Source organism: Terriglobia bacterium, assembly GCA_020072845.1.
Lineage (GTDB): Bacteria > Acidobacteriota > Terriglobia > Terriglobales > Acidobacteriaceae > JAIQGF01.
In genome coordinates, this window is record JAIQGF010000001.1 from 32,099 (window position 1) to 45,180 (window position 13,082).

Consider the following 13,082-nt stretch of genomic DNA (forward strand, 5'->3'; position numbering starts at 1 on the left):
TTAGTTTTTCTGGCTGCTCGCCTTGGCTGGTGTCTCTAATCCCAGGTACTTCATCACCTGCTGCAGGTCCTTCCACGCTTCCGATTTCTGGCGCGGGTCGCGCAACAAATATGCGGGATGGTAGGTGACGAACAGCCGGGCGCCGCGGAAATCGTAGGAGCGCGCGCGCATCTCGCCCATGGAGGAGTTCATCTGCAGCAGGTTTTTGGCGGCTACCGCGCCCAGCGCCACGATGACTTTCGGATTGATCGCCTCGACCTGGCGCATCAGGAAGGGCATGCAGGTTTCGCACTCGTCGCGTTCCGGCGTGCGGTTGCCCGGCGGGCGGCACTTGACGACGTTGGCGATGTAAACCTCGGAGCGCTTCAGGCCCATGGCCTCGATCATCTTGTTGAGCAACTGCCCGGCGCGTCCGACGAAAGGCTCGCCCTGCTGGTCTTCGTCGGCGCCGGGGCCTTCGCCGATGAACATCAGCTCGGCTCGCGGGTTGCCAACGCCGAACACGATCTGCTTTCGCCCCAGCTTGTGCAGCTTGCAGCGGGTGCAATCTTCGCCGAGCTCTTCGCGGATGATGCGCAGCGCGGCGGCAGGATCGGTGGCGACCTTCTCCAGCAGTTCGGGGGCAAACATGTTGGGTGCGGGAGCGTTGATGACAACACCAACTTCCAGCGCGGTTGATCCCTGCACCCGCGAGGGAGCGTGTGCCACGTCATCCGCGGGCGAGGACGCCTGTGCCACATCGGATTCGCGACGATAGAAATCGTAAATGCCGAGTTCGCGATAGTAATTGACGCGGGCAGCAAGGGCGCGGCGCTGGTTGGGGGTTAGCGTTCGGGGCATTGAATTCAGATTACAGCAAACGAATTGAAGATTGCAGAATGAAGATTGCAGAATGGCCAAGGCTGCGGGCCTTCGATCTCAATCTGCAATCCGCAGTCTTCAATCTGCAATCTTCAATGGTTTCGCGCGAAGCCGGTGGATGGCGTCGAGAATGCGCTGGGCGACTTCGGCCTTGGTCGCTTCGGGCACGTCCACTACTTCGGAGGCGGTGATGATGGTGACGGCGTTGCGGTCGGAATCCATGCCGATGCCGGGCTGCGAGACGTCGTTGGCAACGATGGCGTCCAGGCCCTTCGACACCAGCTTCTTGCGCGCGTTCTCCAGCACGTTTTCGGTTTCGGCGGCGAAGCCGACCACGATCTGATCCCGCTTGCGCGCGCCCAGTTCGGCGGCGATGTCGGGCGTAGGCTCGAGATCGAGCTGGGCGTAACCTTGGCCTTGCACTCCCTCGCGCAGGAAATCGTGCCGCTTCAATTTCTGCACCGAAGTTTTTTTCGGGCGGTAGTCGGCGACGGCGGCAGCCTTGATGATGATGTTGGCGCCGGCGGCATGTTCCATCACGGCCTGGTGCATCTCGGAGGCGCTCTCGACCCGGAACAGTTCCGCGCCGTCGGGCGGCTGGAGCGCGGTTGGTCCGCTGACCAGCAGCACGCGCGCGCCGCGGCGCAGCGCCGCTTCCGCCAGCGCGTATCCCATCTTGCCGCTGGAACGATTGCTGATGTAGCGCACGGGATCAATCGCCTCGCGCGTCGGCCCGGCGGTGATCAGCACGGTCTGGCCGGCGAAATCCTGCGCTGCGCCGAGCGCTTCCAGGGTCGCGGCGACAATGGCTTCGTTCTCCGCCAGGCGGCCGGGGCCGACCATGCCGCACGCCAGGTATCCGCTTCCCGGCTCCACGATGCGGACGCCGCGGCGGCGCAGCGTCGCCAGGTTGGCCTGGGTGGCGGCGTTGTTCCACATGTTGACATTCATCGCCGGCGCGACGATCACGGGCGCGGTGGTAGCGAGGAAGAGCGTGGAGAGAAAATCGTCGGCGATGCCGTTGGCAAATTTGCCGAGAATGTCGGCGGTGGCGGGCGCAACCAGCAGGGCGTCAATGCGTTCGGCGACGGCAATGTGCTCAATGGCGGACTCGACGTTGGGCTCGCCGCCTTCGCGGGCAAACATGTCGGTGATGACTTTTTCGCCGGAGAGGGCGGCAAAGGTGAGGGGACGTACAAATTCCTGGGCGGCGCGGGTCATGACGACCTGCACCTTGACGCCGCGGTCTTGCAGGAGGCGAAGAATTTCCGCCGCCTTGTAAGCCGCGATTCCGCCGCTGACACCCAGCGCGATTCTCATCAGGCTGTCGGCCGTCGGCTGTCGGCGCTCGGCCAACTCACCGCGGCCATCTCCTTCGCGACTCGGACCCTGACTACTTGGATGCGGCTGGCACGCCGGAGACTTATTTCTCCGCGACGATAGCCTTCTCGAAGAACTCTGCCGCAACCGCAACCGGCGACTTCGGCACCTCGGGGATGAACCATTTCACCTTGCCCGCCTTGATCTCGTCCTGGGCAATGCGGCACGGCTTGCGCGAATTGGTGCTGACGATGGGCCGCGCGCCGGACTGGATCTGGCGCGCCCGGCGAGCCGCCACCAGGATGTACCGATAGTTGCTATCGAAGCCTTCCATCAACTTCATGGTACTTTCACCTCGTGTCCATTCCCGGCCGTTCAAACGAGGCCAGAATCTGCTCGGCGCGCGGACGAACGTTGGGCAGCAACGACCTTTCGGCTGCGGCCAACACGCCGGCACTCTCCGCGGAAGGCTTCGTTTCCGAGCGTTTCAGGCGCTCCGCCGCCACGATTGCCTTCAGCTGGGCGATGGATTGTTCCAGGCGGTCGTTCACAAGAATATAGTCATAGTTCCGGTAATTCTCAATCTCTTTCCGCGCCCCCTCCAGGCGCCGTCGGATAACTTCTTCCGAATCCATGTGTTCGGAATGGCTGCGATTGCGGAGCCGGAACTCCAGAACTTCGCGGGAAGGGGGTAGGATGAAAATGCTGACCGCCTCCGCCATTTTCGCGACCTGGGCCGCGCCCTGCACGTCAATGTCGAGCACCAGGTCGCGGCCGGTGTTGCGGGCGTCGTCGAGGAAGCGCCGGGCGGTGCCGTAGTAATGGCCAAAGACGCAGGCGTACTCGAGGAACTCGCCGCGGCGGATCATCTCCTCGAATTCCTCCTTGGAAACGAAGAAATATTCGCGCCCGCTTTGCTCGCTGCCGCGCGGCGGACGCGTGGTGTAGGAGATGGAAAATTGCAGGCCGGGAACCAGCGTGAGCAGTTCGTTGGTGAGCGTGGTCTTGCCGGACCCGGAGGGGGCGGAGATGATGAAAAGAATCCCGCTCATTCGACGTTCTGCACCTGTTCGCGAGATTTTTCGATTTCAGCTTTCATGCCCAGCCCAACTTCGGTGATGCGCAAGGCTTCGCCGGCCACGCCGGAGGTCTTGGACATCAGCGTGTTCGCCTCGCGGCCCATTTCCTGGAGCAGGAAGTCGAGCTTCTTGCCGACTTCGCCGCTCTGGTCGAGCAGCCCCAGGAAGTGCTGGACGTGCGTTTCCATGCGGACCAACTCCTCGCGGATGTCGCTGCGCTCGGCCAGCAGCGCGGCTTCCTGCAGGATGCGGTCGCGGTCGGCGTGGGCGCCGATCAATTCCTGCATGCGCAATTGCACTTTCTCCAGGTAGGCCTGCGAGACCGCGGCGCGATGTTTCCCGATTTCCTGGGTGGCCTGGAGCAGGCGCTGCATGTGCCCGCGCAACTGGTGGTCGATTCCCTTGCCTTCCTCGGCGCGCATGGCGTCCAGCCGCTTGACCGCTTCGTCCAGCTTGGCGAGCACGGCTTTTTCGGTCTCTTCATCAAAGTCGCCGCCGGCGCCGTCGAGCGCGCCCGGAATTTTGAAGATGGCGTTGAGGTCGGGCTCCGCCGTTAGCCCAAATTCCTTGGCGACATTGCGGAAGGCGGTGATGTAGCCGCTGACCAGTTCGCGATTGACGGTGATGCCCTGGGCGTCGGCGCGCTCGATGTCGAGCGTCAGCTCGACATGCCCGCGCGCCAGCTTGGATTTCAGGGCACGGCGAAGCTGCATTTCGAGCGCGTCGGTCTCGGCGGGCATGCGCAGGTGCAGATCGAGAAAACGGTGGTTCACCGATTTCAGCGACAAGGTGAAGCCGAGGCGGTCGTGCACCTGGCCTTTCACCTGGGCGTACCCCGTCATGGAGCGGATGGACATAATTTGTAATTGGTAATTTGTAATTGGTAATTGGCCGGAAGGCCGGTTGCGCTCTCAACGAAATTGCAAATTACAAATTACCATTTACAAATTACTTCTCTCCCGCGGACTCGGCGGCCACTTTCGGCGGCTCCAGATCCACGAACTGCAGATCATACAACCTGCGATAGGTTCCCAGGCGCGCCATGAGGTCTTCGTGCGAACCAATATCGCTGATGGCGCCGTTTTCGAGCACGATGATGCGGTCGGCGCGGCGCACGGTGGAGAGCCGGTGCGCGATCACAACCGTGGTGCGGCCCGCCATCAGGTTCTGCAGCGCGGAGGCGACCAGGGATTCGCTTTCCGTGTCGAGGGCGGAGGTGGCCTCGTCGAGAATCAGGATGGGCGCGTTCTTCAGCAGGGCGCGGGCAATGGCAATGCGCTGGCGCTCGCCGCCGGAGAGGCGCACGCCGCGCTCGCCGATGATGGTGTCGTAGCCCTCCGGCAGTTCGCCGATGAAACCGTCGGCCAGCGCGGCTTCGGCCGCAATTTTTACCACGGGAAGCGAGACATTGGGCTGCCCGTAGGCGATGTTATTGCGCACCGTATCGTTGAACAGGATGGTGTCCTGGGTAACGATGCCGATCTGGGCGCGCAGCGAGGCCAGGCTAAGCTCGCGCACGTCGCGGCCGTCGATGGTGAGGCGGCCGCCGGTGACGTCGAAAAAGCGCGGGATCAGGTGCACCATGGTGGTCTTGCCGGCGCCGCTGGAACCGACGATGGCGACGACTTCGCCGGCCTTTACTTCCAGATCAACGTCCTGCAGCACCGGGCGCGACGCGCCGTTGCCGTCGTCGTAGCCGAAGCTGACGTGCTCGAAGCGGATCCCCTGGTGGAATTTCGGCAACTGCACCGGCTTGGACCGCTCCTTGACGTCATCGTCCGCGTCCATGAAGGAAAAGATCATGGACGAGGCGCCAATCGCCTGCTGAAAATTGTTGTAGAACTGCGCCATCTTCCTGACCGGATCGTAAAGGCTGAATACGGCCACGATAAACGCCGCAAAGGCGCCGAGGGTGAACTCGCCGGTCTTGATGCGGTCTCGGCCCATGAGGAGCATCAAGGCGATGCCCACCATGGCGAAGAAATCCATGAGCGGCGAACTGAGCGCAGCGGCGCGGACGGAACGCAGGTTGGCACGGAAGAGGCGCCGGGCTGCGCCGCGGAAACGGACGGCCTCCCACAGTTCCATGCCGAACGCTTTCACGATGCGATTTCCGGTGATGGTTTCGTGCAGGATATTGTGAATCTCGGCGAGCTTGTCCTGTCCGCGGCGCGTGGTGTGCCGCACCCGTCTTCCTATCCGGCCGACTGAAAATACGATGAAGGGCACAAACAGCAGCAGGAACCAGGCCAGCCTTCCGCCCAGGACGATGACCGCCGCGACGGTAAACAACAAGGTGAAGAACTGTTGCAGGAACTCGGCGAGAACGGCCGACATGGCGACCTGCACGCGCTCAATGTCGTTGATGAGCGTGGAGAGCAGTGTGCCGGTGGAGAAGCGGTGAAAGAAGGCGACCGAGCGGCGCAGAATGGCGTTGTAAAGCTCGTCACGGAGATCGGTGATCAGCCCAAAACCGGCGTAGTTCACCAGGTAGGTGCCGGCGTAGTCAAACAACCCCTTGAGCAGCGTGGAGGCGACGAGGGCGAAGGCCACGACCGTCCAGGCGTTGTGGAAATGCTCCGGCACAAGCTGCTGCAAGTACAGGGCGTGCTGGCTCCACGGAACCTTGAAGAGGAGGATGTCACGCGATTGCGAGGCGGGATTCAAAACTCGGTCAAAAATGGGACGCACCAGCAGGAGACGAAACGCGCTGAACAGTCCGACGCCCGCCAGCAGCACCACCGAGGCGAGCAGTTGCAGGGCGTAGGGGCGGATGTAGCGCACCAGGCGCCAGGCATGACGCATCAGCGCACCGCCGGGGTGGGACCGGGATTCTGGCCGCCAACCGGGGATATCTTAGGGGAAGGCAACACAGCCATTCTAAAGGAAATTGACGAATTGCCGCACTGCGGAATTGCCGAATCGAGTCATCGCGGCGAGTCGCGGTGGATGGCCTTGACCTGATACCCGCCCTTACGCAAGCATTTGGCAACGTCTTCGGCAATCATGACCGAGCGGTGCTGGCCGCCGGTGCAGCCAAAGCCGATGGTCAGATAGCTCTTCCCTTCTTTGACGTAGTGGGGCAGCAAATAGACCAGCAAATCGGAAATGCGGTTGATGAACTCCTGCGTCTGCGGGAACGAGCGGATGTACTTGGCGACCTTGGGGTGGCGTCCGGTAAGGGGCCGGAATGCGGGCACGAAATGCGGATTCGGCAGGAAGCGGACGTCGAACAGCAGGTCGGCGTCGTCGGGTACGCCGTGCCGGTAGCCGAAGCTGACGCAAGAGACGAGGATGTTCTTTTCGGTGTGCTCGCGCTCGAAGCGGCGCAGGATGTGGTCGCGCAGCTCGTGGACGTTGAATTTCGAGGTGTCAAGGATGACGTCGGCGACGGCGGAGATGGGGCGCAGGCGGCGGCGCTCGGCGGCGATGGACGATTTGACCGGCGCGGATGCGCCCAGCGGATGCGGGCGGCGGGTTTCGCTGAAGCGGCGGAGCAGCGCCTCGTCATTGGCCTCGAGAAAGAGCACCGTGGTGCGCAAGGTGCGCTTGATCTGCTTCAGCATGACGGGCAGGCGATCGAGCTTGGCGCCCTCGCGGACATCCACCACCAGCGCGGTGCGCTCGATGTCGGAGGAACGCGCCAACTCGGCGAAGCGCGGCAGCAACTCCATGGGCAGGTTGTCCACGGCGTAATAGCCGAGGTCCTCGAACACCTTGAGGACCGAAGCCTTGCCCGACCCGCTCATGCCGGTGATGATGACCAGTTCCGGCCGGCGGTGGGGGTCCCGCACCGGGACGCCCTTGCGACGCGGACTCGCGGGGCGGGCACGACGTTTGTTGGCGCTGCCGGACGGCATAGCTGCATCGTAACGCAAAACTTCGTTTGTCAGTAACTCAGTTCGGCATCAGGTCGGTCGATCCGTCTATCGGTCTCTCGGTCCTTACGTTCGAATTCAAGCGACCGACCGATGGACCGATGAACCGATAGACCCCAATGAAAAGGGGCACATCGCTGTGCCCCTCTGAAACTGAAACTGAAACTTGAAACTGCTTCTAAGGCGCCTCAATCAACTCCATTTTGCCGTCCTTGGTGCGGTGCAGGACCTTGACTTTGCCCTTCAGATCGCGGAAGACGAAGACGTCGCGATCGCGGAACTGGGCTTCCTTGACGGCCTCCTCCAGCGTCATGGGACGCAGCGCCACGGCGTCGTGGGAGGGCACAACGTGCGCCTCCAGGGTACGCGCCGCCGCCGGATAAGCGTGCACCACCACCGGGACCGCAGTGGCAGCTTGCGCGCCCACCGCCATGCGAAATTCCTCGACCTGCACTTCGGCGGCGCTGGCGGGCTGCTTCTTGCGCGCCTTCTGCTTGATGGAGCGCCACCGTGTACGGTGCTTGATGGCCTGGCGCTCGATGCGCTCCAGCGCCTCGCCAACCGCGGCGATCATGTCGCCCGCCACGGCCGCGCCGACGATGGGATTGCTGCGCACGGTGACGGTGATCTCGGCCTTGCAGCGGTGCTTCTCGACGGCGAGGATCACCTTCGACTCAAGATTGTCGCCCAGAATTTTGACCAGTTTGGCGAGACCGTGTTCGACCTGCTTGCGGACCTTGGGACTGATTTCGTACTGCCTGCCGGTGTATTCCACGTTCATCGAACGCCCCCTTTATCGCCAGGATGCCCGCCGTCCGTGTTCCGAACGTCCCGGTGACCATCCTGGTGCGTTCAACTTCCTGTACGGCTAAGAACGTTGTGTCACCCACCCTTCGCCAAACCCGGGCGCAAGGGCGGGCCACCCGAATCAGTCTTTCACTCTGCGCTGGTGGGTGCTCGGGATGTGCATGTCTTCCCGATACTTCGCGACCGTGCGGCGAGTGACCTGGATGCCCTGCGACTGGAGGATGCGGGTGATCTGCTCGTCGGTTAACGGCCTGGTGGGATCTTCTTCCTCAATCAGCTTCTTGACGCGGCGCTTCAGGATGAGCAACGAGGTGTTGCTGCCCTCCGGCCCGTTGACGCTTTCGCTGAAGAAATAGCGCAGTTCGAACACGCCCTGGGGCGTGTGGGCGTACTTGTTGGCCACGGCACGGCTGACGGTGGAAGGATGCACGCCGATTTCTTCCGCGACTTCCTTGATCATCATGGGCTTCAACTGGTCGATGCCCTTGTCCAGGAAATCCTTTTGCCGCCCCAGAATCGCGTAGCAAACCTTCAAGATAGTCTGCTTGCGCTGCTCGATGTTCTTGATCAACTGGATGGCGGACTTATACCGCTCTTTCACGTAATTGCGAACATCTTTTTCGGCGGCCTCGCGGCTCAGCAGCTTCTTGTAGGTGGTGTTGAGGCGCAATTGCGGGACATCGTCGTCGTTGAGGACGGCGAGGTATTCGTCGCCATGCTTGATGAAGGCCACATCGGGCTCAATCAGCCGCGGTTCGACCTTGTTGTAGCGCAGACCGGGGCGGGGATCGAGCGTCTTCACCAGATCAAGGGCGGCCTGGACCGCTTCCAGCGGGCGGCCGATCGCCTTGGCGATTTCCTTCAACTGCTTGTTCTGCACCGCCCGGAGATGGTCGCCGACAATGACGATGGCATCCGCCAGCGCTTCGCCGGTTCCGGTGCCGTTGGCGCCCGTCACCTGGTGCGCATGCTGCAGAAATATCAATTGCGCCAGCAGACATTGGCGCGCGTCGCGTGCGCCGACTCCGACCGGATCCATCTGCTGCACAATGCCCAGGGCCTCCTGCAGCTCCTCGCGCGTGAACAGCGGTTTGGCGCCCGTCGATTCCACCAGTTGCGGCCCGGCGTGCGCTGCGACTGGTACCGCCGCTTCGGCCACTGCCGCCAGTGCGACCTCTTCCTCCGCGGCCGCCACGGCGACCGAAACTTCCGACGAAGCCTGCGCCGCTTCGTCAGCCATCGTAGGGACGAATAGGGCATCCGCGGTCTCGAGCGCCACCGCTTCGCCGGTCAGATCGTCCAGCAAGGCATCCGATTCCGGCTGCGGTTCGGGCTCAGGCTCGGATTCGGCAACGGCCGGTTGCGGAGGCGCCGCGTGCACGGGCGGCAGCGCCGCGAGCATCAACTCCTCGTCGCTGGCGGTCAGGTACCCCTCTTCGTTGAGGTTTCCGATGATCAGTTCCGCGGCCTCGCGCACGCCGGGCGTGACGCTCATTGCGCCCAACTGCCACATGAGGTGGTCGGTGAGGGTGCTGGCCTTGGAAAGGAAGTTCTCGAACGAAGGCTTTTCCACGGACTCAGATTCCGGGCTGCGATAGCCGGGATCGAGGTAATCCTGGAAGAAAGTACCGAAGTCAATCTCGTCGAAGGGGTCCTTCTTGTCGACCGCGGCGGCGGGATCGGCCTCGGCGGCGGCCAAGCGCTCGCGCTCCTCTTCCTTGCCGGCCACTTCATCGAGCAGCGGAACGGTGCCGTCCAGTTCCTCCAGGACGGGGTTTTCCACCATCTCCGCATTGATCATGTCCTTGAGCTCAAGCTTGTTCAACGCCAGAACGCTGACCATCTGGACCAGGCCAGGCGTCAGGATCTGCTTCTGCATGACCCTTAAGTTGAGCTTTGGTGACAGCAGTACCATGGATGCCTTACAAACATCTCGTGATTTGGTGATTTAGCGATTTGGGGATTGAAATGCAATCAGCAAGTCGGCGAATCAGCAAATCGTTCATCAAAGTGTCGCTCCGAATTTGCCCGAGGGCAAGTTACCGGCGTGAGACTTCACCCTAGACCAAGGAGAAGCTTTCCCCTAAATACACTCGCTTGACCTCCGGGTCGTTGCCGAGCTGCTCCGGAGTACCCGTCCGGAATATGCGTCCTTCGTTAATGATGTACGCCCGGTCGGTGGCCGAGAGCGTCTCGCGCACATTGTGATCCGTAATCAGCACCCCGATGCCGCTGGCCTTGAGATCGGCAATGATCTTCTGCAGGTCCAGCACAGCAATCGGGTCGATCCCCGAGAAAGGCTCATCCAGCAGGATAAACTTGGGCTGGATGCACAGGGCACGGGCAATCTCCACCCGGCGCCGCTCACCCCCTGACAGGGCATAGCCGCGGTTCTTGCGGATGTATCCCAAACCCAACTGCCCGATCAGCTTCTCCATCCTCTCCCGGCGTTCGTGCCAGGAGGTGGGCTGCGCTTCCAGCACCGCCAGGATGTTCTCCTCGACCGTCAACTTGCGGAAAACCGAGGGCTCCTGCGGCAGGTAGCTGACGCCGAAGTTCCTTGCTCGCAAGTACATAGGGGTTGCGGTGATGTCCTGGCCGTCGAGCGTCACTTTTCCCGAATCGGGAGGAGTGAGCCCGACAATCATGTAAAAAGTGGTCGTCTTGCCGGCGCCGTTTGGCCCCAGCAGACCCACCACTTCCCCTTGCTTGACGTGGAGGCTGACGGCACTTACGACCCGGCGCCCGCGATAAGATTTGCCTATCTCGTCTGTCGCCAGGGTCTGCATCTACTTGGCTACCCGCGTTTGGGTTACGGTTGGCGAAGAATTGCTGCTATCAACCACGACCCTATCATCGTGATTGTAGAAAGTCAACGAACCGCCGGTAATCTTGCCCCGTTCGGCATCAAAAATGCTAGGGGGTCCGCCGACCAGCACAAACTTGCCGTCCGAAGCCGTGTAAACCAGCTTTTGGCCGGTCGCGCGCCGGTTCGGTTGCTGGATATTGACCTGCCCTTCAGCCACGATCCGCTCAATCTGGCTGGGCGCCGGCTGCCCGGAAGCGGCGGCAGCTTGGCCCCTGGCTTGCAAATAGACATCAGTTTTTTCCGCGGTCATGGTTGTGTCCGTAGTGCGCAGGACCACGCCACCTTCAAATCGTGCCTTGCGCTCGTGGTCGAGGTAGGTCAACTGCGCCGCGCCGACGCTCACCGGGGTTACTTTCCCGTTTTGGTCCCGCTGGACAAAGGAGGTGGTAACGGCGCCTGTTGCCGCGCCCGGCGTGGAAGCCCTGGCCACCAGGCGACCGTCCGGGCGGTTGAACTCGATCACCGGCGCCTGCACGATGCTGGATCCCTGCCACAACCTTGCCCCGCCGGTGTACACCGCCATGCCACTGCCGCGCAGCGCGCGCATGCTGGGCGCGGTCACATGAATTGGATCGGAGGAAGCCAGCAGCGCCCCATCGGGACGCGCCTTGAGATCGCTGTACGTGCTCTTTACGTCGCCGGTAGCGGCGGCATCGCCGGAGCGGCGATCCAGGCGAATCACGTCCGCCGTGGTGGTCAGGCCGCCATCGACCACCCGAGGCGACCCGGTCAGCGTCAGCACCTCCTCCGTGGGCGTATAGCGGGCATGCTCAGCCCAGGCGGCGCGATCATTCCCGCCCGACCCGGCGGGTTCGGTGTAATGGAAGTGGCCGTCCTGAAGCATGGACGCGATGGCGCCCGCCGGGTTAAACGTCACCTCAAGCGCATCACTCGTACTGGTCTTGTCCGGCTGCCCCGGCGATGACAACACCACCTTCGTATCCGGCGCTCCGGTCAAGTGATCGATGCGGTTCTGGCGATTGAAGCGCGCTTCGAAGCGTCCAGCCGTGGCGACGGTCTGCCCGGCGTCTGGTCCCGACGCGCCCGCCAGCGGTAAGACCGTGACCTGCGCCGGCCCGCCGGTTACGGCCTGTTGCAGGGTGCGCCCGTTCTGCACCAGAAAGTCGATGCTGGCCGCGGCGATCTCCACCGGATGCGCCGCTTTGCCGCGAGCCGGTTGTTGCAGCAGCTTGACGCCGTCGCTGGCAACGGCCTTGTCGGCGCGGTTCTGCGCCGCGAAAGCGACCCTCACCTTGCCCGCGGTCCCCTGCATGGCCTGCTCGCCGGTGCTGTCCAACTGCACACCGCCGGAGAATTCCGCCGCCTTCAGCGCGTTCTTGGCGGTGATCCAGGCTTCCGCGCGCTGCGAGCGCACTTGGGTGGCGGATTTGCCCTTGGTGTCGGCGCGCACGTCGCCGGTGGCGAGCAGGTGCTCGATGGTGTTGTCGTCCCGCAGGTACACCGTCAGTTGGTTGGAGGCGAAGGAACCGGTGTCGCGCGCCACGTGCACGCCGTCGAGCACCGCGCGGCTGGGACCCTTGGTGATGACACTACGACGGGCGGTGATGGTGGTGGCGCTTTGGTCGGTCGAGGTCACCACGATATTGGAATCGAGGGTGAGGGTTGCGGCCTTGGAATCGTAGCCGGCGCCGACCGCCGCTCCGCTGGCTTGCGGCACGCGAAACTCGATGCGCTCCCTGGTGCTGGCCAGCCCCGTCTTGGCGTTGAAGATAAGGCCGCTGGTCTTCACGTGAATGGGATTCTTGAGCTCCGGCGGCGGCGCCTGGTCGGGGTTCAGCGGGCCTTCCGCATTGGCTTCGAGATCAATGTGCACCTCGCCTTTAGCGGTCACCTCGCCGGATTGGGGGTCGTATTCGAAGTCGGCGCCGTAGATCTGGTCGTAGCGGTTCGACTGGCGGCCATAGACGACAATGCTGACGCCCCGCAGCTCGGCCTTGCCGCCTTCCTGGTACTGCACCGCGCGGGAGGCGTGAATGGTGAACAGCGTGTGGCCGGCTTCGGACTTGGACAGCGTGAACCCCTGCGTGCTCTGCTGGATGTTCACGCCGAATTTCTCCGGCACTTCCTTGATCGCGTGCCGCACCCGCATGCGTCCATAGAAATAGAACCCGGCGACCAGCGCCGCCAATAGGATGGCCGCGGAGGCAAACCACAGTCTGAGCCGCTTGGGGTTGAGGGGCATTGCTTCGATTGTAGTACCGAGTACTGAGTACTGAGTACTGGGTTGCGTGGTAACTGGTAGCGGGT

At 62.7% G+C, this 13,082-nt stretch carries 11 protein-coding genes; all 11 read right to left on the minus strand.

Features of this window, described 5'->3' with window-relative positions:
- On the minus strand, positions 1 to 840 hold the full coding sequence (locus LAN70_00190) for a uracil-DNA glycosylase (GenBank protein ID MBZ5509565.1): 840 nt from the start codon (positions 838 to 840) through the stop codon (positions 1 to 3).
- Between the two features lie 99 nt (positions 841 to 939).
- Positions 940 to 2,181, minus strand: a complete 1,242-nt coding sequence (gene coaBC / locus LAN70_00195; protein ID MBZ5509566.1) for a bifunctional phosphopantothenoylcysteine decarboxylase/phosphopantothenate--cysteine ligase CoaBC — start codon at positions 2,179 to 2,181, stop codon at positions 940 to 942.
- A 103-nt stretch (positions 2,182 to 2,284) separates the two neighbouring features.
- Complete coding sequence (gene rpoZ, locus LAN70_00200; GenBank protein ID MBZ5509567.1) at positions 2,285 to 2,524, minus strand: DNA-directed RNA polymerase subunit omega; 240 nt, start codon at positions 2,522 to 2,524, stop codon at positions 2,285 to 2,287.
- A 7-nt stretch (positions 2,525 to 2,531) separates the two neighbouring features.
- Positions 2,532 to 3,233, minus strand: a complete 702-nt coding sequence (gene gmk, locus LAN70_00205) for a guanylate kinase (protein ID MBZ5509568.1) — start codon at positions 3,231 to 3,233, stop codon at positions 2,532 to 2,534.
- The gene (locus LAN70_00210) at positions 3,230 to 4,117 is read right to left on the minus strand and encodes a YicC family protein (GenBank protein MBZ5509569.1); all 888 of its coding nucleotides are present in this window, start codon (positions 4,115 to 4,117) and stop codon (positions 3,230 to 3,232) included. Before LAN70_00210 ends, gmk begins: the two co-directional genes overlap by 4 nt.
- Positions 4,118 to 4,208: 91 nt before the next feature.
- Complete coding sequence (locus LAN70_00215; GenBank protein ID MBZ5509570.1) at positions 4,209 to 6,065, minus strand: ABC transporter ATP-binding protein/permease; 1,857 nt, start codon at positions 6,063 to 6,065, stop codon at positions 4,209 to 4,211.
- A gap of 122 nt (positions 6,066 to 6,187) precedes the next feature.
- On the minus strand, positions 6,188 to 7,120 hold the full coding sequence (gene rapZ, locus LAN70_00220; protein MBZ5509571.1) for an RNase adapter RapZ: 933 nt from the start codon (positions 7,118 to 7,120) through the stop codon (positions 6,188 to 6,190).
- A gap of 196 nt (positions 7,121 to 7,316) precedes the next feature.
- Positions 7,317 to 7,919: a ribosome-associated translation inhibitor RaiA gene (gene raiA, locus LAN70_00225; protein ID MBZ5509572.1), complete on the minus strand. Its 603-nt coding sequence runs from the start codon at positions 7,917 to 7,919 to the stop codon at positions 7,317 to 7,319.
- A gap of 147 nt (positions 7,920 to 8,066) precedes the next feature.
- On the minus strand, positions 8,067 to 9,860 hold the full coding sequence (gene rpoN / locus LAN70_00230) for an RNA polymerase factor sigma-54 (GenBank protein MBZ5509573.1): 1,794 nt from the start codon (positions 9,858 to 9,860) through the stop codon (positions 8,067 to 8,069).
- Positions 9,861 to 10,005: 145 nt separating this feature from the next.
- Positions 10,006 to 10,734, minus strand: coding sequence for an LPS export ABC transporter ATP-binding protein (gene lptB / locus LAN70_00235; GenBank protein ID MBZ5509574.1), 729 nt, complete (start codon positions 10,732 to 10,734; stop codon positions 10,006 to 10,008).
- Positions 10,735 to 13,017, minus strand: coding sequence for an LPS export ABC transporter periplasmic protein LptC (gene lptC, locus LAN70_00240; GenBank protein MBZ5509575.1), 2,283 nt, complete (start codon positions 13,015 to 13,017; stop codon positions 10,735 to 10,737).
- Positions 13,018 to 13,082: the final 65 nt, after the last annotated feature.

What these genes read in the sequence shown, in the direction of transcription:
- LAN70_00190 (MBZ5509565.1), bottom strand. Translation starts at nt 840, where the DNA reads ATGCCCCGAACGCTAACCCCCAACCAGCGCCGCGCCCTTGCTGCCCGC.
- coaBC (MBZ5509566.1), bottom strand. Translation starts at nt 2,181, where the DNA reads ATGAGAATCGCGCTGGGTGTCAGCGGCGGAATCGCGGCTTACAAGGCG.
- rpoZ (MBZ5509567.1), bottom strand. Translation starts at nt 2,524, where the DNA reads ATGAAGTTGATGGAAGGCTTCGATAGCAACTATCGGTACATCCTGGTG.
- gmk (MBZ5509568.1), bottom strand. Translation starts at nt 3,233, where the DNA reads ATGAGCGGGATTCTTTTCATCATCTCCGCCCCCTCCGGGTCCGGCAAG.
- LAN70_00210 (MBZ5509569.1), bottom strand. Translation starts at nt 4,117, where the DNA reads ATGTCCATCCGCTCCATGACGGGGTACGCCCAGGTGAAAGGCCAGGTG.
- LAN70_00215 (MBZ5509570.1), bottom strand. Translation starts at nt 6,065, where the DNA reads ATGCGTCATGCCTGGCGCCTGGTGCGCTACATCCGCCCCTACGCCCTG.
- rapZ (MBZ5509571.1), bottom strand. Translation starts at nt 7,120, where the DNA reads ATGCCGTCCGGCAGCGCCAACAAACGTCGTGCCCGCCCCGCGAGTCCG.
- raiA (MBZ5509572.1), bottom strand. Translation starts at nt 7,919, where the DNA reads ATGAACGTGGAATACACCGGCAGGCAGTACGAAATCAGTCCCAAGGTC.
- rpoN (MBZ5509573.1), bottom strand. Translation starts at nt 9,860, where the DNA reads ATGGTACTGCTGTCACCAAAGCTCAACTTAAGGGTCATGCAGAAGCAG.
- lptB (MBZ5509574.1), bottom strand. Translation starts at nt 10,734, where the DNA reads ATGCAGACCCTGGCGACAGACGAGATAGGCAAATCTTATCGCGGGCGC.
- lptC (MBZ5509575.1), bottom strand. Translation starts at nt 13,017, where the DNA reads ATGCCCCTCAACCCCAAGCGGCTCAGACTGTGGTTTGCCTCCGCGGCC.